Source organism: Ekhidna sp. (assembly GCF_039940915.1).
Taxonomy (GTDB): Bacteria; Bacteroidota; Bacteroidia; order Cytophagales; family Cyclobacteriaceae; genus Ekhidna.
In genome coordinates this window covers 1,689,515-1,711,846 of sequence record NZ_JBDVFO010000002.1, presented here as the reverse complement: position 1 = coordinate 1,711,846, position 22,332 = coordinate 1,689,515, and the positions used below count along the sequence as shown (strand labels likewise).

Sequence of the window (22,332 nt, the reverse complement as noted above, 5' to 3'; positions counted from 1 at the left end):
ATCTGTCAATGCTAATTTCCTTCTATTGAATCGCCAGGGGTCTTAATTTCAGGAGAATTCGCTTGTCGGTAAAGCTCTCGTATTTCTTCCTCACTGAAATCAGGAAAGAATTTTTTGACTAAAAAAACGGCTTCTTTTTCATTTTCAGCAACACCCATGTTTTTAGAAATTAATTCTCGTTCAATGGCTCGACTCTTTTGGGCACCAAGTCTTTTATTGATTAATGGCAATGCACCCTCAGAAGCAGACGCAATGCGTGATGAGATTCCACCTCGATCAGCTATCAAGGTGACAAATCGATCAAAATTGTCATAATTTTCCGTCCAGGTAAGCTTATACTCAGTTGTTTCTTTGCTTACATTACTTGGAAGTGTTTTGTATCGTCTGGATGTTTCAGTGAGAAGCCGCTCTACATGTTCAATCTTCTTAATTTCCACAAAAAGTGACTGTAATACGTTATAGAGCTCAAAATCTATGATCTCCGAATTTTGAAGACTGAGGGCATATTGAATAGTCTGATAATCATATTGCGGCTCGATGAAGCGGAAATCTGAAAAATTCCCATAGGAGCCTTTCTCTAGAACCTCAGTAAGTTGCGCGGAATAACCGGTCATTCCTCCAGAGATTTGAGTCATTTGAAATCTAAAGTATTCAAGCTCGTATTTCAAAGCACTAACAACCCTATCTCGCTCTTTTAGGTTTTTTTCACTTTCTGCGTAGCTCTGGATCAGGAATGCACAGTAGACTCCTATAATGACTATGATCAGGTCAATCAGTACCCACGTTAATTTATTTTCAGAATTGAAAAGCTTGCGAAGAAACATAAGTTAGGTTTTGAGTAAAAATATATATTTATCTGATGAAGCAATTAATGCTAATCCATGGAGCCATTGGTAGTTCTGACCAATTGATTCCATTGAAAGAGATTCTAAAGGATGATTTTGAGATATGCCTTTTAGAGTTTTCAGGACATGGTAACAAGGCTTCCGCTAGCGATTCTTATTCCTTGGACAGCTTTAGTAATCAGTTGGGCGATGCTTTGGACGAAATTGGAGTTGAAGTGCACATTTTTGGATACAGTATGGGAGGTTTTGTGGCCCTATGGCAGGCAGCCCAGGATGCGAAAAACATGGCCTCTCTCACGACTCTTGGGACTAAAATGGAATGGAGCGAAGTGATTGCACAAAGAGAAGTTCAGCACCTGAATCCGGATGTAATCCGTGAAAAGGTGCCAAAATTTGCTCAAGCCTTGGAGAAAAGGCATGGTGAACATTGGCAAGAAGTATTGAATCGAACAGCAACCTTTATGAAGGAACTGGGCAAATCTCAGCCAATCCAGCCATCAGTGATGGAGAAAATAAATATACCTGTGCAGCTCTGCCTGGCAGATAATGATGTCATGGTTTCATTTGAAGAAACACAACGAGTACAACAGTGGATCTCAGGAAGCACCCTCGAAATGTTACCCAACAGTAAGCATCCAATTGAACAAGTGGATTTGATGGCACTTGCTAGCACCATCAGATCATTCATCAATCGAATAGATTGATCACTTTTTCTTAAACTTCTGAATGAAGTTCCGGGTGAATTCTGATAATACAAGCCGGCCACTCGTTTCTGCACGTTCGGCAAGCAACTCATCCCAGTGATCAGTGCCTTCCCAAAATACCTTCTTAAGTTCAGCCATGGCATCAGGGTTATAAGCAGCCAACTTATTAGCCAATTCGTTTACGGCTTTATCCAGAGATGCTACATCATCATAAAGCTTCCCGAAAAGACCTTTTTGATGAGCCCATTTGGGATCGTAAAATTCATCTGGATTGATTCCCATTTGCGACATAGCTGAAAGGCCCATTTTCCTTTCAATCGCTGGCCCAACAACAAATGGTCCGATACCTAGCGCTAGCTCACTCAGCTTGATGGCAGTGTGTTTAGTTGCAAAGCAATAATCAACAGAAGCTGCAAGCCCAATTCCACCACCTACGGCTTTCCCTTGGAGGCGACCTATGATAAATTTTGGGGCCTTTCGCATGGCATTGATGACATTAGCGAATCCCATAAAAAATTCTTTCCCCTTTGCCGGACTGTCTATTGCGATGAGTTCATCAAAACTTGCGCCGGCGCAAAACGTGCGATTCCCACCACTTTTCAAAACGATTACTTTCACATCAGGATTATTTCCTGCCTCTGTGATAGTGTCCGCTAGTTTTTTCAATATTTCTCCTGGGAGTGAATTGCTTTGCTCGGTAAAAAATTCGACGGTACCGATTCCATCTTTTATGTCAAGTTTCACGTAATTCATGCCGCAAAAATAAGGGCAACTCGCCATTGGAAGCTCAAAAAAAAGAAAGCCCCCCATAAATGGAGAGCTTTTCCCAACCAGCTACCTCTTCGAACTTCTCCGAAGAGTATTGAGTCTCTTATGTTGATATATATTTTTTATGCCAGATGACCTCCATGCTCAAAATCTATTGTTTGCCCTTCCAGACATGCGAAATGATAAACTCCATCTTTTCTTCGAACTTGAGCTCCGAATTGCTTGGTATACCCAAGACATGGGTCGCCTCCCATATACGTGCTCGTTATTGTTACTATTCCATCGTTTTGGTTGATGAGATTTTGTAAAATGGATTTGACATTCATTGCGCGTCCATTATTTTCATTTCCATCTTTTAAAGCACCATAAACGGCAAAGTCTACTTTAATTCTGGACATAGTTTCATCAGATTTGGTGGTTCCTACTCTTTAAGGCTTTTCGGAATGACGCCCCGATTTGGAAAATCTTTTTCGTAAATCGGTGATGTAAAATTGATGGATGCTGAAGTAGGCCACCAGAGGGGAATTGACCCTTTTATGAAACGGGTATAAATACCTGTTTTTCATTTTTCTGCAGGGGAGAAATACTTGAATTTCATTTATAACTTCCTTTAAAGGCTTGAGAATGATTAGAATTGTTAAAAAAAGTAACTATGAAAAACCTACTAAGAGCAATTTTTTTACTGACAATCATTTCTTGTCAACCCACAGCTACCGAAATGCCCGAAGAAGAGCCGGATCTGCAAATAGTTGATACTGCACCTTCTATGTATGCAGTTTCACTAGCCACGGCAGAAAAGAACATCAAGTTTTACGATTCATTGTCTAAGGTGGCGCTTGGAATTGATCCGATACGTGCATTTACTATTCGTTCGGTCGATTTTGCTGAAGCTATTGGATTACCACTGAATAAGCTTAAAAAAGCGAAGTACAGACATTTGAGAATCTATTTAGGGCTTGATGAAGCAACTAGTGAATTCAAGATTTATTTGACACCTGTAGATAGTGCCATTATGAGCAAAGGAATTCCAGGTAAAGATGTAATCCTGAACGGTCCATATACTGGGAAAGGTAACAGTCTGACTGAGGATGATGGTCCATATGTATTAGATTTTTCACAGCCATGTCCGAATGCATGTGATGATGATAGTCCTTTAAATGACTAAATAATGTTTGAAGCAATCGCCAAGAGTGTAATAGACTATTCGAGTATCGCAGCATACGTCGTTGGAATCTATACGATCTTGATTTACAAGAAACTACCGAGAGAGATGAAATATTTTTCTTGGTTTGTTTTTGTGTCATTTGTTGTACAGGTGATTGCTTCAATTTTTTATTACAATAAAGAAAACAACCTTCCTCTGCTTCATATCTATACAGTCGTGGGATTTGTGTGCTTAATGATTTTTTATAATCAAATATTTGATGGTCTCATCAAACCCATGATTCTTTGGGTATTGGCAGCCGTATTTGTGGTCTATTCAATACTCAACTCCATCTTCATACAAGATATTTATACGTTCAATTCATATGCCCTCAGCGTTGAGGCGGTTATCATCATCATACTCTCTCTTACCACTTTTGTGTTTTTGATGAATGATATTGTAAAGGAAAAAAGAATCGCAGTTATCAAAAGTATCAGCTGGATTAATGCCGGGCTGTTTATTTATTATTCTTCCAGTTTGCTTGTTTTCTACTTTGGAAACATGATTATTAATTTCTCAAAGACCCCTCTGGTTAGATATACGTGGTTTATCTACGCTTTATTCTCGATAATTATGTATATCTGCTTTTTTATCGGACTATGGAATCGACCCAAGAGATTAATTTCTTAAGTATTCTTCTGCCTCTTTTGCTATTGGTCTTTGTGATTGCAATAGGAGTATTTCTATTAAATCAACATTTTCAGAAAAACCTTATACGTCAGCAGCTTGAAAGGGAAGAGCTGCGAAGCAGGCATCAAAAAGAATTGCTGCAATCCAATATTGAAGTTCAGGAATCAGAAAGAAAGCGGATCGCCAAAGACTTACATGATGAACTTGGCGCTACGCTTTCCATTGCCAAAATGCATTTGATGAGGTTAGAGCAAATGCATCCAGCTTTGGAATCGAAAGGGTTGTCGATAGGAAACGTGAGAAATATTATTGAGTCCTCCATAGCGTCTGTTCGTCAAATAAGCCATCACCTAATGCCCAATCAGTTGGAGACGTTTGGATTGATCCGATCTGTCGAAAGCATGGTGGACCAAATCAATGAATCCAAGCAGGTAGAAGTTGATTTTCAAACGCCCACAAACCCAGCCAAACTTTCATGGGAAAAAGAACTTGGGCTCTACCGGATTTTTATGGAACTGATGCAGAATACGCTTAAGCATTCAAAGGCGAAAAATGTTGAGATAATATATCAGGAAAAAGATGATATCGTCCTGATTGAATACAAAGATGATGGTGTAGGACTCCCCACGGAGATGGTGCATGGGCTTGGGTTGAAAAGCATGGAAGCACGAATAAAGGCAATTGACGGCAGCATAGAATTCATAAGAGGAGAGGGTTTTGCTGCGCGCTTGAGTGTTCCAAAAAATGATGAATAAATAGTATGAGCACTGTAATAAATATTGGATTGATAGAAGATCAATTTCTTTTTAGAGAAGGAATGAAAGCAATTCTTTCCTCCTATGATGAATTTGAGGTGATAATGGAATCTGAAGATGGCTTTTCAGTGATGGATAAGCTTAAGAATTGTGAGGTAAAACCGGATGTGCTTCTCGTTGATTTATCACTTCCGAAAGATGGAGACAATGACTTTGACGGGATCGCGGTGACCGATGCGGTTGTCGAGAACTATCCAGAGATAAAAATATTGATCCTTTCAGTGCATGATGATGATGCTTTTGTGGCAGAGCTTATTGAGCGTGGAGCACATGGCTATCTTATCAAGGATTCAGACCCCAATGAAGTGACAGAGGCCATTCGCTCTGTGTACAGCAAAGGGTCATATATCAATCAGAAAACTTTACTGGCGATTCAGAAAAAAATGAATCAGAAGCACAAGACAAGCACGAAGAAAAGTCAGGATGAGGCACTTACTAAAAGAGAAATTGATGTGCTCCGTTTGGTATGTCAACAAAAGACCACAGGCGAAATTGCTGATGAGCTTTTCATTAGCTCAAAGACTGTGGATGGTCATAGAAATAACCTGCTACAAAAAACGCATTCGAGAAATGTAGCAGGCCTGGTGCTTTATGCGATGAAGAAGGGATTGATTGAGTCTTAGATCTTTTGATTCAACTCTGATCCTTTTTCTTGATCATCGTCAAAATTGTAGCAATAGCAACAGTCTCTCCTGTTTCATCATAAACATCCACAAGAAACTTCACGATTCCCTTTGCGATATCGTCTTTCTTTTCCTGATCAACTTTCTCTTTAACCGTGCATCGCACGCCTATTGTCATTCCAGGATAAACAGGCTTGGTGAATCGACATTCTTCTAAGCCATAGTTTAAAAGAACAGGACCTTTTTTGGCTTGAACAAATAGACCTGCTGCGGCAGATAAAATAAAGTAGCCATGCGCCACTCGTCCCTCAAATGTGGTTCCTTCGAGTGACGTTACATCGGTGTGGGCATAGAAGTGATCCCAACTGACATTGGCAAAGGTCACGATATCAGATTCTGTAACCGTACGCTTAGCAGTAATTACCGTATCACCGATTTCAATTTCTTCAAAGTACTTAGAGAAGGGATGTTTTTCCGTATCCTTATATGCTCCACCATATTGATATTGTTGAGTAATCTCTGTCAGTGTGGTTGGCGACCCTTGAATCGCTGTGCGTTGTAGGTAATGCATGACTCCACGCATGCCGCCCATTTCTTCACCACCGCCGGCACGCCCAGGTCCACCATGTGTAAGCATCGGCATAGGAGATCCATGACCAGTTGATTCTTTCGCACATGCTTCATTCAACACCAAGATTCTTCCATGATGCGTTGCAGCTCCAACTACATATTGGGTAGCAATCTTGTCATCGCCAGTGGTGATGGAAGAACAAAGTGAACCCTTGCCTCTCTTCGATATCTCAACAGCCTCATCCATCGTTTTATAAGGGAGAATGGTACTCACCGGGCCAAATGCTTCAATGTTGTGTACTTCATCTGTATCCAATGGTCGCTGGTTTACGAAAAGTAATGGAGACATGAAGGCACCTTTTTTCCAATCTGCACCCATTGCTTCACCTATATTGTCAAGCGAGCCATATACAAGGTCTGAAGTTTTGGCTAGTTCAGCTACACGTTTTGTTACCTCTTCCAGTTGTTCTTTGCCTGCAAGAGCGCCCATCCGGACACCCTCTACACTCGGATCTCCAATGGTTGTTTTCTCGAAGGCCTTGCCCAATGCGATCTGAACATCCTCTACCAACTTCTCCGGTACAATGATTCGTCTTACCGCTGTACATTTCTGACCACATTTGACAGTGATTTCTTTGCGCACTTCTTTAATAAATAAGTCAAATTCCGGTGTGCCCGGTACAGCATCTTCTCCTAGTACGGCGCAGTTCAATGAATCTGCCTCCAGATTAAATGGAACAGAATTATTTACAATCTGTGGAAGGGTTTTTAATTTTCTGCCAGTTTCAAAAGATCCAGTAAACGTTACCACATCTTGAGAATCCACGTGATCTAAAATTCCATTCCCAAAACCGGCGACAAGTTGCAAAGCTCCCTCAGGTAAAATCCCTGAATCAATAATTTCTTTCACCATGGCCTCAGTGAGATAGCAGGTTTGCTCCGCGGGTTTGACGATGCAAGGCATGCCAGCCAACCAGTTTACCGCTGCTTTTTCAAGCATTCCCCAAATAGGGAAGTTAAAGGCATTGATGTGCACAGCTACACCATCCTTAGGCACCATGATGTGATGGCCAACGAAAGAGCCACCTTTGGATAATCCAACAGTATCTCCATCCACGTGATAAGGAAGATCAGGAAACTGTCTTCTCAGGCTGGCGTTGGAGAAAACATTTCCAATTCCTCCCTCAATGTCAATCCAGCTATCGATCCTTGTAGCGCCTGTAGCTTTGCTTACCTCATAAAACTTTTCTTTGTTATCCATCAGGTGAAATGCCAGCGCTTTCAACATTAGCCCGCGTTCCTGAAAAGTCATTTTCCTTAATGTGGCATTTCCAACATTACGTGCATGATCATATGCATCCTTAAAATCTATTCCTTGAATGGTATGAGTCGCAACTGGTTCGCCGGTAATGGCATGGTGAAGGACTTCCCCATCACCTGATCCTTCCATCCACTGTCCAGCTATGTAATGTTTTATTTTTGGTATGGCCATATTTCTTGCTTCTTAAATTCCTTTAGGTAAAGTTAACAGATATGAAATAGTTGATTAGCTAAATAAGCCGTGCAGCTCGGTGTCTATTCTAAAAACAATGTCTGAAAAATCCTCGGTGTTTTTAACAAAATCAATTTCGCTAACATCAATGATCAAGAGCTTTCCTGCTTCATATTCTTCTATCCAATTCTCATAGTGTTCGTTGAGCCCTTTTAGATATTCTATGCGAATAAGATTCTCATAGTCACGACCCCTCGTTTCAATGTTTTGCACAAGTTTGCCAATGTCTGATTTGAGATAGATAAGTAGATCGGGTGGCTTTACGTATTCAATCATAGAGGCGAAAAGCGCTTGATAGTTTTGATAATCACGTTCTTTGAAAAAGCCCTGTTTATACAAACTTTCTGTAAAAATGTAGGCATCCTCGTAGATGGTCCGATCTTGAATGATTGTTTTGTCTACTTTCTTTAAATTATTGATTTGCTCAAATCGGCTATTTAGAAAATAAACCTGCAGATGAAAGGACCACTTGTGCATGTCACTATAGAAATCTTCTAGATACGGGTTGTCTTCTACAGACTCAAATTCTGCTTGCCATCCATAATGTTTGGCGAGCATTTCTGTAAGTGTGGTTTTGCCTGCTCCAATATTACCGGACACCGCAATGTGCATATTCTTTGTAATCATGATTAGCTCAAGTCCTAATTATTTTTTCGACTCATTCCAGGTTTTATATGCAGCAGATGCTAAGGGTCGGTTAGCTTCTATTTCTGTCAGAGGGGTACATTCTTTAAGCGTTTCCTGGCATTCTTTTGGAAGCTGCTGGTAAAGTTTGGTGCCCTCCGTTTTCCAAGCAATCATATCATCACTTACTTCTTTTATTTTCTTTGCTGGATTACCCACAATCAAACTGCGAGGTTCAAATTTGGCATCCGCTTTTACAAAGCTTAGTGCGCCGACAATGCTTTCATCTCCGATCACAGCATTATCCATGATTACGGCATTCATCCCTACAAGTACATTTCTTCCAATCTGAGCTCCATGAATGATAGCTCCATGACCAATATGAGCACTTTCTTTCAGGGTAATGGTGATGCCGGGAAACATGTGAATGGTGCAATTTTCTTGCACATTGCACCCATCTTCAATGACGATCCTGCCCCAGTCCCCACGAATAGCTGCCCCAGGACCAACATAGACATCTTTTCCGATGATGACATCACCAGTTACAGCAGCCATCGGGTGTACAAATGCGGATGGATGAATGACGGGTCTGAGATTGTTGAATTCGTAAATCATGTTCAACTGATTCCTTAAACGTTTTCTAAAATAACCGCATAGCCTTGCCCAACGCCAATACACATGGTGCACAATGCATATTTTTTATTTGTCTTTTGGAGTTGAAGTGCGGCAGAATATGTGATTCGCGCACCAGTCATTCCCAGCGGGTGACCAATTGCAATAGCTCCACCGTTTGGATTCATTCGAGTGTCATCATCCTCCAAGCCCAATGTTCGGGTGCATGCAAGAGCTTGAGCAGCAAAGGCTTCATTGATCTCAATAACATCCATTTGATCCATGGTGAGTCCTGCTTTTTTCAATGCCAACCTAGATGCCTCAACAGGTCCTATTCCCATGATTCTTGGCTCAACGCCAACTACACCGGACGATACAATTCTAGCAAGTGGCTCAAGGTTGTGGTCTTTCAATGCATTGTCAGAGGCAACGAGTACTGCAGCGGCGCCATCATTCAGGCCGGAGGAATTCCCTGCGCTAACTGAACCATCTTTTTTGAAAGCAGCTCTTAGCTTGCCCAGCACCTCAATGGAAGAGTTTGGCTTTACAAATTCATCTTTATCAAAAATGATTGGATCTGTTTTTCTTTGAGGAATTTCAACGGGCACAATTTCTTCAGCAAGGCGGCCGTTTTTTTGAGCTTCAGTTGCTTTCATTTGAGATCGATAGGCAAAAGTGTCCTGATCTTCCCGGCTGATTTTATGTAGCTCTACAAGATTTTCTGCCGTTTGTCCCATTCCATCTGTGCCATAGAGTTCCTCCATTTTTGGATTGATGAATCGCCACCCAAAACTTGAGTCATACATCTTTGCGTCTGTGCCATAAGGTTTGGCGGATTTGGAAATCACCCAAGGTCCTCTGGTCATATTTTCTACTCCACCTGAAATGAACAAATCACCATCGCCTGTTTTGATTGCCCGATTGGCATGAACAATAGCAGACATACCAGATGCACATAATCGATTGACCGTTTCACCAGGTACAGAAAAAGGGAGACCTGCCAGCAGCAAAGACATTCGAGCAACATTCCGATTGTCCTCACCAGCCTGGTTTGCGCAGCCCATTATTACCTCATTTATTGAAGCAGGGTCAAGGTTGCCATTTCGAGCCATGAGTTCTTTGATGACGATCGCACCGAGATCATCAGTTCGTACTGGACCAAGGGACCCTCCAAAATTTCCAATAGGCGTTCGAATGCCATCAACTATGTATGCTTCTTTCATTTCTTATGAGTTGTCGTTTTAAAAAATCGCATTTGCAACAGCGCAAATATTCAGTCAATTCGCTTACCTACAAATTAACCGCATTACTAATTAAGAAATTCCTTTGTGGCCGATGCTTCATACTTTAATTTTGTCGGAATTTGTTTTAACCTGATTAACTAACAGGAACCACATTCATCCTATGCCTAAAAACCCAAACATCAAATCAGTATTAATTATCGGAAGCGGACCCATTATCATTGGCCAGGCTTGCGAATTTGATTACTCAGGATCACAAGCTTCAAAATCTCTTCGCGAAGAAGGAATTGAAGTTACCCTGATCAATTCCAATCCTGCGACAATAATGACTGATCCAGTCACGGCCGACAATGTCTACCTCAAGCCGCTGACCAAGCAATCCATCCGCGAGATCTTGGAAGAACATCCTCAGATTGATGCTGTACTACCAACCATGGGAGGACAGACCGCTCTCAATCTGGCAATAGATTGTGATAAGGCAGGGATCTGGGAAAAATATAAGGTGGAGATGATCGGTGTAAATATCGATGCAATAGAGACCACAGAGGATCGGGAAAAATTCCGACACAAAATGATTGAGTTAGGTGTTGGTGTATGTAGAGGGGAAACAGCTACCTCATTCTTGAAAGGAAAAGAGATTGCTCAGGAGATAGGGTTCCCGCTCGTCATCAGACCATCCTACACGCTTGGAGGATATGGTGGAGGATTTGTAAATACCCCCGAAGAATTTGATAATGCACTAAATGCAGGACTTCAAGCCTCTCCAATTCATGAGGTATTGGTTGAGCAGAGTATTTTGGGATGGAAGGAATACGAGCTCGAGCTTTTAAGGGATAACTTGGGCAATATCATTATCATTTGCTCGATCGAAAACTTCGATCCAATGGGTGTACATACGGGAGATTCAATCACGGTTGCTCCTGCAATGACACTTTCTGATACTGTTTATCAGCACATGAGAGATTTGGCAAAGTTGATGATGAATGGGATCGGTCATTTCGCTGGAGGGTGTAATGTGCAATTCTCTGTAAATCCCGATTCAGAGGACATCATTGGCATTGAGATTAACCCACGCGTTTCTCGATCTTCTGCGCTTGCTTCCAAGGCTACGGGTTATCCGATTGCCAAGATTGCAGCAAAATTGGCCATAGGTTACAATTTGGATGAACTTAAGAACCAAATAACCAAAACAACCTCAGCCTTCTTCGAACCGGCAATCGACTACACAATTGTAAAAGTCCCAAGATGGAATTTCGATAAATTCAAAGGCTCTGATCGGAAGCTAGGTTTGCAAATGAAGTCTGTGGGAGAAGCTATGGGAATCGGTAGAAATTTCCAGGAAGCTCTTCAAAAAGCATGTCAATCGCTCGAAATAAAAAGAAACGGTCTGGGTGCAGATGGAAGAGAATTAAAAGATCAAGAGGCTATTCTTCACAGCTTGGAACATCCAAGCTGGAATAGACTTTTTCATATCTACGATGCTTTTAAGTTGGGGATTCCTTTCAAAACCATCCATAAGCTCACAAAAATAGATCCTTGGTTTCTCAACCAAATTGAGGAACTGATTACCCTAGAAAAGGAAATTGAAAAATACTCCATAGAGGATATTCCAAAGGAACTCCTCATGGAAGCCAAGCAAAAAGGGTACGCAGATCGACAGGTGGCACACTTGCTGGGTTGTCTGGAAAGCGAGGTTTACGCCAAGAGGAATGATATGGGTATCAAAAGAGTCTACAAATTAGTGGACACATGTGCCGCAGAGTTTGAAGCTCAGACACCCTACTACTATTCCACTTTTGAAGAAGAAAATGAATCAGAGGTTTCGGATAAAAAGAAAATCATTGTTTTAGGGTCCGGACCCAACCGAATTGGTCAAGGCATTGAATTTGACTATTCATGTGTACATGGAGTGCTTGCAGCAAAGGAATGTGGTTATGAGACCATCATGATTAACTGTAATCCAGAGACGGTGTCCACTGATTTTGATGTTGCCGATAAGCTATATTTCGAACCGGTCTTTTGGGAACATATCTACGACATTATTCTACATGAAAAGCCAGAAGGCGTGATTGTTCAGCTTGGTGGCCAGACCGCATTGAAGCTTGCTGAAAAGCTCGAACGATATGGTATTAAAATTATTGGTACTTCTTTCGAGGCGCTCGACTTAGCAGAGGCGAGGGGTAGGTTCTCAGATTTGCTGAAAGAGCAAGAAATCCCATATCCTCTTTATGGCACGATTGAAAATGCCGAGGAGGCAGTAGAACTTTCTAAGGAGTTAGGCTTCCCACTACTTGTTCGTCCTAGCTATGTGCTGGGAGGACAGAGCATGAAGATTGTAATTAACGAAACAGAGCTCGAGCAACATGTGGTTGATATTTTAAAGGATAAACCGGATGGAGAAATTCTGCTAGACCATTTCTTGGAAGGTGCAATCGAAGCTGAGGCAGATGCAATTTGTGACGGTAAGAACGTCCATATTATTGGAATCATGCAGCACATTGAGCCAGCAGGAATTCACTCTGGAGATTCATATGCGGTACTCCCACCATATAATCTTGGAGATTTTGTCATGCGACAAATAGAAGATTACACCAAAAAGATTGCTGTGGCATTAAGAACCGTTGGTTTGATCAATATCCAGTTTGCAATAAAAGACGATAAGGTCTATATCATTGAGGCCAATCCGCGCGCATCTCGTACTGTTCCATTTATCTGCAAGGCATACAGAGAACCATATGTGAATTATGCCACCAAAGTGATGCTAGGAGAGAATAAAGTAACAGACTTTGACTTTAAGCCTTACAAAAAAGGCTATGCAATCAAAGAGCCAGTATTCTCATTCCATAAATTCCCAAATGTTAATAAAGAACTCGGGCCTGAAATGAAATCTACCGGTGAGGCCATATACTTTATAGACGATCTGATGGATGATTATTTCATGGAAATTTATGCCGAGCGAAACTTGTATTTGAGTCGATAGGTTTAAAGAGTATGTTTAAAATATTAATCATCCTGATTCTGATAGGATATGTCTTCCACAAGATTACCTCATTTGTTTTTCGAGGGATGTTTAGGGGGTCTGCAAACCGCGATCAATTTGGACAGAAGCACTATTCGCAGAGTTCCAGAAGAACAGGAAATAGCGACGTGAATATTGATCGCATTCCCAAAAGACGAGGCAAAAAGGAGGATGGGTTTACTGGAGGAGAATACGTGGACTATGAGGAAGTAAAATAAAAATTAGCAGCTGGTGGAGCTAAACTGATTCCGGAATTTCAAGTTCCGTTTTAGCAATTATCGTTTAGCTTTGCTCATTCACTGAGAAAGGATTCGAATGGCTTGGTTTAAGCGACAAGATAAAGGGATACTCACAAAGACTGAAGACAAGAAGGAAGTGCCGGATGGACTCTGGTACAAAACTCCTAGTGGTTCAATCATTCACATGCGAGAGTTGAAAAACAATTCTTATGTGTGTCCGGATGATGATTACCACGTACGTATTGGCTCCAAGGAGTATTTCGAAATACTATTTGACAACAATAAGTTTACTGAGTTAGATGAGGATCTCACTTCTGGTGATCCCTTGAAGTTTGAAGATACCAAAAAGTATCCTGCTCGTATTGTGGCAACACAGAAAAAGACGGAGTTGAAAGATGCCGTAAGAAGTGCAGCTGGCAAGATGAACGGAGTAAATATTGTTGTTGCCTGTATGGACTTCTCTTTTATAGGAGGTTCGATGGGTTCCGTGGTTGGGGAAAAAATCGCTCGCGCAATCGATCACTCTTTAAAAAAGAAGATTCCTTTTTTGATGATTTCGAAATCAGGAGGTGCTCGAATGATGGAAGCTGGCTTTTCTCTAATGCAAATGGCAAAAACTTCAGCCAAGTTGGCATTGCTCTCAGAGGCGAAAATTCCATACATCTCACTTTTAACTGACCCGACCACCGGAGGAGTTACAGCCTCTTATGCCATGTTGGGAGATTTCAATATCGCGGAACCGGAAGCTTTGATTGGCTTTGCCGGACCGAGAGTTATCAGAGAAACCATAGGTAAGGATTTACCTAAGGGATTTCAAAGCTCTGAATTTGTTTTAGATCATGGTTTCCTAGATTTCATTGTTGATAGACGTCAGCTGAAATCTCGACTAACTATGTTGTTAAAAATGCTGGATTAGTCCAACATTTTATAGATTCCTGGTGTTATAAAGCCGGGAACAAAAAAAGGTTCTATTTATCGGTGAATATGGTGTTTCATATCAACTATATTTGCCCCGATTTTTTAAATAAAAAGGTTTTAGACATATGTCTTCAATTGTCATTACTTCAATCATTGCCTTCACGGTTTTAATTCTACTCTTAGTTTTAATACTGCTACTGGCGCAATCAAAGTTGGTTCAGTCAGGCCCTGTTAAAATCACTGTAAATGGTGATTCGGACAATCCGATGGTTACGACCGCTGGCTCAACACTTCTTTCTACACTTTCACAGAAGAGTGTTTTCTTACCATCTGCATGTGGAGGCGGAGGTACATGTGCCATGTGTAAATGTACCGTCGTAGAAGGAGGAGGGGATGTTTTACCTACAGAGGTAGGTCACCTGAGCAGAACCGAGCAAAAAGAGAATGTCCGTTTGGCCTGTCAGGTCAAAGTGAAAAATGACATGAAAATCGAGATTCCTGAAGAAATCTTTGGAATTAAGAAATGGGAAGCTACGGTAGTAAGAAACTGGAACGTGGCCTCCTTTATTAAAGAATTTGTGGTAGAAATACCAGAAGAGATGGATTACGAGGCAGGAGGCTATATCCAGATTGAAGTCCCTAAATGTGAGGTTGATTTCAAGGATATGGATATCGCTGCTCATCCTGAGGAGCATGATGATCCCAATAAATTCCAAATGGAGTGGGACAAATTTGGTCTATGGGATTTGAAAATGAAAAATGATGAAACCATCGAGCGTGCATATTCCATGGCTTCATACCCAGCTGAAGGACGTGAGATCATGCTCAATGTACGTATAGCTACCCCACCTTGGGACAGAGCAAAGAACGGATGGATGAATGTGAATCCAGGAATCGCTTCTTCATACATTTTTGGTTTGAAAAAGGGCGATAAGGTGACTATTTCAGGACCTTATGGAGAGTTTTTCATTAATCCATCTGATGCAGAAATGCTTTACGTAGGAGGAGGTGCAGGAATGGCTCCAATGCGTTCACATCTGTATCATCTATTTAAGACCTTGAAGACAGGAAGAAAAGTAAGTTATTGGTACGGAGGGCGTTCCAAAAGAGAGCTTTTCTATCTTGATCATTTCCTTGATCTCGAAAAGAATTTCCCAAATTTCTCGTTCCATGTAGTGCTTTCCGAGCCGCTTGAAGAGGACAACTGGAATGCAAAAAATAGCATGGAAGATGAAGGTGATGGTTTTACAGGATTTGTGCATCAAGCGGTGATAGATTATTACTTAAGCAAGCATGATAATCCTGAAGAAATTGAGCTTTACTTCTGTGGACCTCCATTGATGAACCAGGCGGTTCAGAAAATGGGCGAAGATTTCGGTATCCCAGATGAAAACATCCGATTTGACGACTTTGGAGGGTAGGTAAAGATTCAAAAAAAAGATTAAAGCCTCGCATCTAATGCGGGGCTTTTTTATTGAATACATATAGGCGTTTTCACTAGCATGAATTCAGTAAATCACGTCTGTTATTCTGTGTTACTGTTTTGCATCTTTGTCATGTAAATATTAAACACCCTTCATTATGATTCATTTCGTTTTAGTTCTAACACTGGCATTTAGTGGGATCAATTCTGACTCTTCAGCAACTGTTACCGAGTCACCTAGCATTGAATTTTCAAAACCTGCTGCAGAATTTGAAAGTGGACAACCAGTCTATCCAAAAGGAACTAAAGCTTTCTTAAGAAATTTGACTACCGATAAATCTCGTGTAGTTATTAATGACAAAGTGGATGAGATCTTGAAGTCTCAGCGTGTTGATGTTTCGAGGTTAGTAGATCTTTCTGAAGGCACGTACACTGTAATGATTGAATCCCCGAATGGGTCAAAAGAAACGTTCGGATTTACCATCAAATAAGATTTTAGGGTGATATGAAAAAGCCTTGCAGGGATGCGAGGCTTTTTTTTTGAGGCAGTAAGTCAATTATATATATCTTGAACTGCATACCACACCACCATGCCACAGATTAAAATTCATGCGATAATTTGCAACGTACCTGATGAGTCAGACAAAGATGAAATTTTTTTGAAAATCAGCGACAGGAAAGTTTGGCCACAAAAATCTAAGTATTTGAAAATAGGTGTAGATGAGGCTATTGAGGTGAGTATAGGTGGGAAATTTGAAGGCCATTGGATGGCGCTTGAGTTATGGGACTATGACTATACCAGTCGAAACGACCATCTCGGAACTTTCCATCTAGATATGACGCAAGAGCAAGGACACTATGGGACGATACTTACCTTGAATGAAGAGGTTTCGGATCATGCGGACTACATGCTCAATTGGGAAATCTTGTGAGCTTTCTTTCGTGACATAAAGTTCAAGATCACGTGCCACTTAGACGCTAGATTTATTCGCTAGCTGACTTATCTTAGCTTCATGGACTTAAAACTTTTCTTTGATCCCACCGATGTAGATGTGGATCAGACACCTGCTTCCTTTCAAACCTCCATTTATATTAATAAGCATAAAATGCCCGACCATGAAGGTATGGATATTGCTTTAATAGGATTGAGTGAGTATCGAGGAGCAGACACGAATGCAGATCTTAAGTCGGCTGATGAGATTCGAAAGCAATTGTATCAATTGAAGAAGGGTTTTGGTGATTATGGGATAGTTGATCTCGGAAATTTCAGAAACGGACCAAAACTGGAAGATACTTATCTAAGGTTAAAAGAGGTATGTAGCTACCTGATGGATAAGAACATTATTCCAATACTCTTTGGAGGAAGTCATGACTTAGATCTTGGTCAATATTTCGCTTATGAAGAATCTGACAAACTGATTTCTGTTCTTAATATAGATAACGAAATGGATTTGGATGATGAAAAACTTGCGTCCAGAGATCACATAGGTAAAATCTTCAAACATAGTCCAAACTACCTTTTCAGCTATTATCACCTGGCATTTCAGAGCTACCTAACGGATCAGAAATCCATAGAGTTACTGGAAAAGCTTTCTTTTGAGTCAGTTAGATTAGGTGTGGTTAAGGAAAATATTAAAGAAATTGAACCGATTGTCAGAGATGCTGATATGATGTCATTTGACATGTCAGCGTTACAGGCATTTTATGCGCCTGGAGCAACTAATTCAAAAGTATATGGGCTGACTGGAGAGGAAGCATGTCAATTGTGTTGGTATGCTGGCCAAAACGAAAAAATGAGCTCCGTAGGACTATACAATTACAATGCTTTTCAGGATTCTGACGATCGTAAAACAGCCTTTGTGATGGCTACCATGCTTTGGTATTTTATTGAAGGATACTACCACCGGAAAGGAGACAAAAATTTCAAGTCCAATGATTACCTCATGTATGAGGTTCATTTAGGAGGTGAGCCAGAAACCATTCGTTTCTACAAGAGCAAACTTTCTGAAAGATGGTGGATGGAGGTTCCAAATCCAGAAGCAGAAGGCCTGTTTAACAGGAATCGAATGATTGCGTGCAACCATAGCGATTATGACTTGGCCCTAAAGGGCGAGCTACCTGATAGGTGGATGAGCTTTTATAATAAAGCTTAGTACTTGGGAGGTATCACAATCCATAGGATTAGATACACCAGCAACCCGGGGAAAGCGGCACTAACAATAGATAATACGATATAGGCAATTCTCACAAGTGTTGGATCCCAGCCAATGTAATCTGCTATCCCAGCGCATACTCCGCCAAGCATTCGATCATTCGATCTGAAAAGTCGTTTTGTCATTTCCATTCTTCTTTAGTTTAAAGATGAGATTTTTTTAGGAATATTTTTAAAACTGATTGATCCAATTTTGTCTAAAAAGGTTTTTGGAGATTTTGTTTCTGCTTTAGGGGTATTGGTCGGTTGACTATGGTGTAAGTCTGCAGAATATAGTGATCTGGCATTTAGCGTAAGAAGACACGCTAACACAATGCCCAGTAAAATGAGTAATGTTCGGCTTAATTTGATATTTGTTCGGTTGGTTGCCATTTGCACTTTTAAACACAAATGGTGTGCCATTATTTATAATTAGCTGATAATCAGATAATTATAAGTATCAAAAAAAATGTTTTTGTACAATAACGAACAGCCAAGCAAGGAGAATGAACACTACTGAAATATCAGTACGTGAGATTCAGGCACTTTTAAGTAGATGGCTTCACCGACATCAAGCGAACATCTCTCAGTTTCTAACGAGATTAACTCCTCAGAGTTTTCATTTCCGATTTTAAGCACATCGTGAGGTCCTTTAAACTCTTTTTTCACAATGAATCCGGCAAGATTGTAGTCATGTGAAGTACTGATCGAAATATTTTCAGGTCTTACGAAAAGTTGAAGATCTTCAGTTCTGGGATTAGTGATTTGAAGGGTGCCAAAAGAGGTCTGAATATCACTTCCATTCTCACTTTTGCCTTTAAGAATTACACTCGCTCCAAAGAAATCAGACACGTATGGCGAAACTGGTTTCTGATAAACTTCGGTAGGTGAGCCAATTTGTTGGATCTGTCCATGCCGCATTACCACCAGTTTGTCAGCGATAAGAAAGGCATCCGAGGCTTGATGACTTACCAGGATAGTTGTTATTTGCAATGATCTTAACAGTTCGAAAATCTCTTCCCGAATCTTTGCTTTCAATAACTCATCTAGGCTGCTGAAGGGCTCGTCCAAAATAAGCAACTGTGGTTTGATAGCAAGAGCGCGTGCGAGTGCAACACGTTGCTGCTGACCGCCAGACAGTTCATGGGGATAGCGCTTATCCAGGCCTTTCAGGCCTGTCATTTCTAATAGTCCCTGCAGCTCATCAAAAGATTGACGCTTCTTTTTTATTGCATAGAAGATGTTGTCTCTTACAGTCAGGTGAGGGAAAAGAGCTAAATTCTGAAAAACAAAACCAAAATTCCTTTGCTCAGGTCGCCAATCAGTGATCTCTTCATCATTCAGAATGATTTTTCCCGCATCAGGAATTTCAAGTCCGGAGATTATTCTCAATAGCGTACTTTTTCCACACCCACTTTCACCAGTCAGTGACAATATTTCTCCTTTTTGAATAGAAAAGGAAACATCGTCCAGTACCCTGGTATTTTCAAAACTTTTGCTGATATGCTCTAGACGGAGATTCACTTTCTATGCAGAATTCTATTTAAATAGTAAACGGGAATGGCACTCGCAAAAATAATAAGCAAACTAGAGGATGCCGCTCTGGGCGCCATTTCATCCTTAGCATATTGAAAAGCATTGGTGGCTAGCGTCTCATAATTAAATGGACGTAATATTAGGGTTATAGGTAGCTCTTTGGCGACATCTACAAATACCATTATCAATGCACCCAGAAGTGCAGGTTTCAAAATTGGAATATGAATTTTCAGCAAATTTTTGAGAGAGTTGCTACCTAGAGAAACGGCGACATCATCTATTTGGCGAGATATTTTTTCAAACCCGGATTCTATAGACCCATAGCCAACGGCAAAAAATCTTACGGTATAGCCAAAAATTAATGCGGCGATTCCAGAATAGATCAGATTTGGATTGATGAGTAATACCAAAGCCACTATTCCTACTGCTATCACTGCTCCAGGCATGGCATATCCGAGCATAGGAAGTTTACTCAGCGTTTTTTTGAATCCCTTTTTATCCACCAATCGGAACGTATATGCAAGAATGATTGAGAGTGATAAAATGATGATACTTGATAATGAACCTAGTATGGCAGTATTTGCAGCAAGTGTTAATAAATGCGACCAGACATCATGAGAATAGGCGAGTATAAACCACCATATTAGTTGCCCTACTGGCACGATAAATCCTAAAAAAAAGGGAAGCATGCAAAACGCAAAGACAAGCCACTTTCTTTTTGGTTTTAATCGAGTGAAGACTCTTTCTGTTTTGTCGTTTGAGAATTTCTTGTTTTGATTGGCTTTAAATTCCATGATCAGTAAAATCAACACGAAAGTGAGAACGATCACGGAAAGAAATACCGCCGTAGAGAGGTCACCTAGCGCGAGCCAGGATCTAAATATTCCCACAGTAAAGGTGGGAATTCCGAAATAGGAGACCACTCCATAGTCATTGAGCACTTCCATAATTACCAGAATTAACCCTGCAAATATGGCGGGCCATGCCAATGGTAAAACCACTTTTCGGAACGTTTTTCTAATTGACTGACCCAAAGATCGAGAGACTTCTATTAGAGATGCAGATTGGAGAAGGAATGCTGATCTTGACGTGACATATACGTAAGGATACAACACCAGACTCATAACGAAAACTGCCCCGAAGTGATTCATAATATCTAAGTAGACATCCGCATTGAGCCACCTAAGGAAAATTCTAACAGGACCAGCATAATCCGTGAGACCAACATACGCGATGGCATTGATGAATGTGGGAATAGAAAGTGGAAGAATAAGCATCCATTCAAACTGACGTCTAAATGGGAAATCATAAACAGTGACAAACCATGCAGTGGAAACACCAATGAGAAGTGAAAGCAATGAGGTGCCGATTACTAAAAGGGAAGTATTCTTAAGGTAGAGGGGGAGGACGTTGCTGGCAATATGCTTAAGATTTGAGGCATCAAGCATAAATGAACGACTCGCCACCAACACCAGTGGTAGCAAAATAGCCACCAGTATGATGTTTGTAGCGAGTCGCCAATAAAGATGTCTGGGTGTTTTAATTCCAGCCAGCTTCATCAAATAGTTTTATTGCCTGATCTAGTAAATCTGGATTTGAAGCATAGTCAAGATCATCTATTTTGAATTCTCCCCAGGCAGCGATCGTTGAATCTGGAGCAACATTGTTATGAACAGGAAATTCGAACGAAGTGGAAGCATAGAACTTCTGTATTTTTTCGCTAGTCAAAAATTCTATGAACTTGATCGCGTTTGCTTTGTTTGGAGCATTTTTAGTAACGCCAACACCACTGATGTTTATGTGTCCGCCCCGTCCTTCTTGATTTGGAAAGTAGATTCCTACCCTTTGCCCGGCCTTTACCTCTTCTGGATTATCGGAGTTCAATAACAATCCCACATAGTAGGTATTAACTATGGCAAGATCACCTACACCCGATGCAATAGCCTTTATTTGATCACGATCTCCACCTTTAGGTTCACGAGCCATGTTTTCTACAATTCCTATTGCCCATTTGCCAGCAATGTCCGCACCATTTTCATAAATTATAGATGAGAGCAAAGATTGATTGTACGAGCTGCTTGAGGATCTGATTAAAATTCGATTCTTCCATTTTTCGCTTGCCAAATCTTCGTAGGTCGAAAGCTCAGAAATAGCTACATCTTCTTTGTCATACGCAATTACTCTTGCACGATAGGTAATGGCGTACCAGTTTTTGTCCGGATCGATGAAGCCATCTTTATTGTTCGTTTTGGCTTCTACTGATTGAAGTAAACCCATTGATTTTGCACGGTTCAGCTTTGCGGCATCCACTGTAATCAAAACGTCAGCGGGAGAATTCTCTCCTTCCATCTCCAATCGACTGATCAATTCATCCGCACCGGCTTTTACCAAATTGATCTTTATGCCTGTTTCTTCAGTAAACCGCTCAAATGCTTGCTTGTCAGCATCATAGTGTCTGTGTGAATAGACATTTAGCACCTGATCCTGAGTGGAGGCGCTCTCCTCTTTGCTATCCTTGGTGCCTGAACAGGCGATAGTAAATGCGAGCAACAAAAGCTTTATGTATCTCATGCGTTTTTTTTTGGCAAATGTAATTATTTAGAATCAATCTAAATAGGCTTTTTGAGCAAAAAAAAGGTACCCCTCCCGAGGCACCTAATCACCTAATCACACTGCTGAACGCATTGTATTTTAATTCACTGCTTACGAAGAGAATCGCTATAAATTTCTTCTTTGAGTAAGACTAATTTCTTCACTACAAAGAGATACAAGTAGCTTAAAATAGCTTCTTCGTGGTTATGATGAAATTGATTTAGTT

Annotated in this window: 23 protein-coding genes; 12 read left to right on the top strand and 11 right to left on the bottom strand. The window is 40.8% G+C overall.

The features are described from left to right. Window positions 1-11 precede the first annotated feature (11 nt). A complete protein-coding gene (locus ABJF57_RS12655) occupies window positions 12-824 on the bottom strand; it encodes a hypothetical protein (protein ID WP_462229594.1) in 813 nt (270 codons plus the stop codon). Between the two features lie 35 nt (window positions 825-859). Here ABJF57_RS12655 and ABJF57_RS12650 point away from each other — a divergent pair, with 35 nt between their 5' ends. Next, window positions 860-1,549 carry an alpha/beta fold hydrolase gene (locus ABJF57_RS12650; RefSeq protein ID WP_462229592.1) on the top strand — a complete coding sequence of 230 codons (690 nt, stop codon included), beginning with the start codon at window positions 860-862 and terminating at the stop codon, window positions 1,547-1,549. Here the strand turns inward: ABJF57_RS12650 and ABJF57_RS12645 are convergent, their stop codons facing one another. Both ABJF57_RS12645 and ABJF57_RS12640 read right to left on the bottom strand, forming a co-directional pair. After that, window positions 1,550-2,302, bottom strand: coding sequence for an enoyl-CoA hydratase/isomerase family protein (locus ABJF57_RS12645; RefSeq protein ID WP_462229590.1), 753 nt, complete (start codon window positions 2,300-2,302; stop codon window positions 1,550-1,552). A gap of 137 nt (window positions 2,303-2,439) precedes the next feature. Further along, window positions 2,440-2,715 (bottom strand): hypothetical protein, encoded by a 276-nt coding sequence (locus ABJF57_RS12640; RefSeq protein WP_462229588.1) that lies wholly within the window; start codon window positions 2,713-2,715, stop codon window positions 2,440-2,442. Between the two features lie 254 nt (window positions 2,716-2,969). On the opposite strand from ABJF57_RS12640, the gene ABJF57_RS12635 reads away from it, so the two are divergent. The 4 genes from ABJF57_RS12635 to ABJF57_RS12620 are packed head-to-tail and all read left to right on the top strand — an operon-like array spanning window position 2,970 to window position 5,589. Next, a complete protein-coding gene (locus ABJF57_RS12635; RefSeq protein ID WP_462229586.1) occupies window positions 2,970-3,482 on the top strand; it encodes a hypothetical protein in 513 nt (170 codons plus the stop codon). A 3-nt stretch (window positions 3,483-3,485) separates the two neighbouring features. Then, on the top strand, window positions 3,486-4,151 hold the full coding sequence (locus tag ABJF57_RS12630; protein ID WP_462229584.1) for a hypothetical protein: 666 nt from the start codon (window positions 3,486-3,488) through the stop codon (window positions 4,149-4,151). Next, a complete protein-coding gene (locus ABJF57_RS12625) occupies window positions 4,121-4,906 on the top strand; it encodes a sensor histidine kinase (RefSeq protein WP_462229582.1) in 786 nt (261 codons plus the stop codon). The genes ABJF57_RS12630 and ABJF57_RS12625 overlap by 31 nt, the downstream gene beginning before the upstream one ends. Before the next feature lie 5 nt (window positions 4,907-4,911). After that, entirely contained in the window at window positions 4,912-5,589 is a 678-nt protein-coding gene (locus ABJF57_RS12620) for a response regulator transcription factor (protein WP_462229580.1), read from the top strand. Between the two features lie 10 nt (window positions 5,590-5,599). Here ABJF57_RS12620 and paaZ read toward each other — a convergent pair whose 3' ends face one another. From paaZ to pcaF, 4 genes are read right to left on the bottom strand one after another with little or no spacing between them, the layout of a single operon-like run. Then, complete coding sequence (paaZ, locus tag ABJF57_RS12615; RefSeq protein ID WP_462229578.1) at window positions 5,600-7,651, bottom strand: phenylacetic acid degradation bifunctional protein PaaZ; 2,052 nt, start codon at window positions 7,649-7,651, stop codon at window positions 5,600-5,602. 54 nt (window positions 7,652-7,705) lie between these two features. Then, the gene (locus ABJF57_RS12610; protein ID WP_462230420.1) at window positions 7,706-8,323 is read right to left on the bottom strand and encodes a deoxynucleoside kinase; all 618 of its coding nucleotides are present in this window, start codon (window positions 8,321-8,323) and stop codon (window positions 7,706-7,708) included. A 33-nt stretch (window positions 8,324-8,356) separates the two neighbouring features. After that, a complete protein-coding gene (locus tag ABJF57_RS12605) occupies window positions 8,357-8,950 on the bottom strand; it encodes an acyltransferase (RefSeq protein ID WP_462229576.1) in 594 nt (197 codons plus the stop codon). Between the two features lie 14 nt (window positions 8,951-8,964). Beyond that, window positions 8,965-10,170, bottom strand: a complete 1,206-nt coding sequence (gene pcaF / locus ABJF57_RS12600; RefSeq protein ID WP_462229574.1) for a 3-oxoadipyl-CoA thiolase — start codon at window positions 10,168-10,170, stop codon at window positions 8,965-8,967. Between the two features lie 181 nt (window positions 10,171-10,351). On the opposite strand from pcaF, the gene carB reads away from it, so the two are divergent. The 7 genes from carB (at window position 10,352) to ABJF57_RS12565 (ending at window position 17,940) form a co-directional block, all read left to right on the top strand. Further along, window positions 10,352-13,168, top strand: a complete 2,817-nt coding sequence (carB, locus tag ABJF57_RS12595) for a carbamoyl-phosphate synthase large subunit (RefSeq protein ID WP_462229572.1) — start codon at window positions 10,352-10,354, stop codon at window positions 13,166-13,168. An 11-nt stretch (window positions 13,169-13,179) separates the two neighbouring features. Then, on the top strand, window positions 13,180-13,425 hold the full coding sequence (locus ABJF57_RS12590) for a DUF4834 family protein (protein WP_462229570.1): 246 nt from the start codon (window positions 13,180-13,182) through the stop codon (window positions 13,423-13,425). Window positions 13,426-13,522: 97 nt separating this feature from the next. Next, the gene (gene accD / locus ABJF57_RS12585) at window positions 13,523-14,362 is read left to right on the top strand and encodes an acetyl-CoA carboxylase, carboxyltransferase subunit beta (RefSeq protein WP_462229568.1); all 840 of its coding nucleotides are present in this window, start codon (window positions 13,523-13,525) and stop codon (window positions 14,360-14,362) included. 127 nt (window positions 14,363-14,489) lie between these two features. Next, window positions 14,490-15,785, top strand: coding sequence for an NADH:ubiquinone reductase (Na(+)-transporting) subunit F (gene nqrF / locus ABJF57_RS12580; protein ID WP_462229566.1), 1,296 nt, complete (start codon window positions 14,490-14,492; stop codon window positions 15,783-15,785). Between the two features lie 160 nt (window positions 15,786-15,945). Then, window positions 15,946-16,278 carry a hypothetical protein gene (locus tag ABJF57_RS12575; protein WP_462229564.1) on the top strand — a complete coding sequence of 111 codons (333 nt, stop codon included), beginning with the start codon at window positions 15,946-15,948 and terminating at the stop codon, window positions 16,276-16,278. A gap of 99 nt (window positions 16,279-16,377) precedes the next feature. After that, the gene (locus ABJF57_RS12570) at window positions 16,378-16,719 is read left to right on the top strand and encodes a hypothetical protein (protein WP_462229562.1); all 342 of its coding nucleotides are present in this window, start codon (window positions 16,378-16,380) and stop codon (window positions 16,717-16,719) included. Between the two features lie 81 nt (window positions 16,720-16,800). After that, the gene (locus tag ABJF57_RS12565) at window positions 16,801-17,940 is read left to right on the top strand and encodes a formimidoylglutamase (RefSeq protein ID WP_462229560.1); all 1,140 of its coding nucleotides are present in this window, start codon (window positions 16,801-16,803) and stop codon (window positions 17,938-17,940) included. Here the strand turns inward: ABJF57_RS12565 and ABJF57_RS12560 are convergent. The 4 genes from ABJF57_RS12560 to ABJF57_RS12545 all read right to left on the bottom strand — a co-directional run bounded on the left by ABJF57_RS12560 (window position 17,937) and on the right by ABJF57_RS12545 (window position 22,085). Beyond that, the gene (locus ABJF57_RS12560; protein ID WP_462235936.1) at window positions 17,937-18,131 is read right to left on the bottom strand and encodes a PspC domain-containing protein; all 195 of its coding nucleotides are present in this window, start codon (window positions 18,129-18,131) and stop codon (window positions 17,937-17,939) included. The genes ABJF57_RS12565 and ABJF57_RS12560 overlap by 4 nt on opposite strands. 360 nt (window positions 18,132-18,491) lie before the next feature. Beyond that, a complete protein-coding gene (locus ABJF57_RS12555) occupies window positions 18,492-19,502 on the bottom strand; it encodes an ABC transporter ATP-binding protein (protein ID WP_462229556.1) in 1,011 nt (336 codons plus the stop codon). Then, a complete protein-coding gene (locus ABJF57_RS12550; protein ID WP_462229554.1) occupies window positions 19,499-21,073 on the bottom strand; it encodes an ABC transporter permease in 1,575 nt (524 codons plus the stop codon). The genes ABJF57_RS12555 and ABJF57_RS12550 overlap by 4 nt, the downstream gene beginning before the upstream one ends. Beyond that, window positions 21,054-22,085 carry an extracellular solute-binding protein gene (locus tag ABJF57_RS12545; RefSeq protein ID WP_462229552.1) on the bottom strand — a complete coding sequence of 344 codons (1,032 nt, stop codon included), beginning with the start codon at window positions 22,083-22,085 and terminating at the stop codon, window positions 21,054-21,056. The genes ABJF57_RS12550 and ABJF57_RS12545 overlap by 20 nt, the downstream gene beginning before the upstream one ends. Window positions 22,086-22,332: the final 247 nt, after the last annotated feature.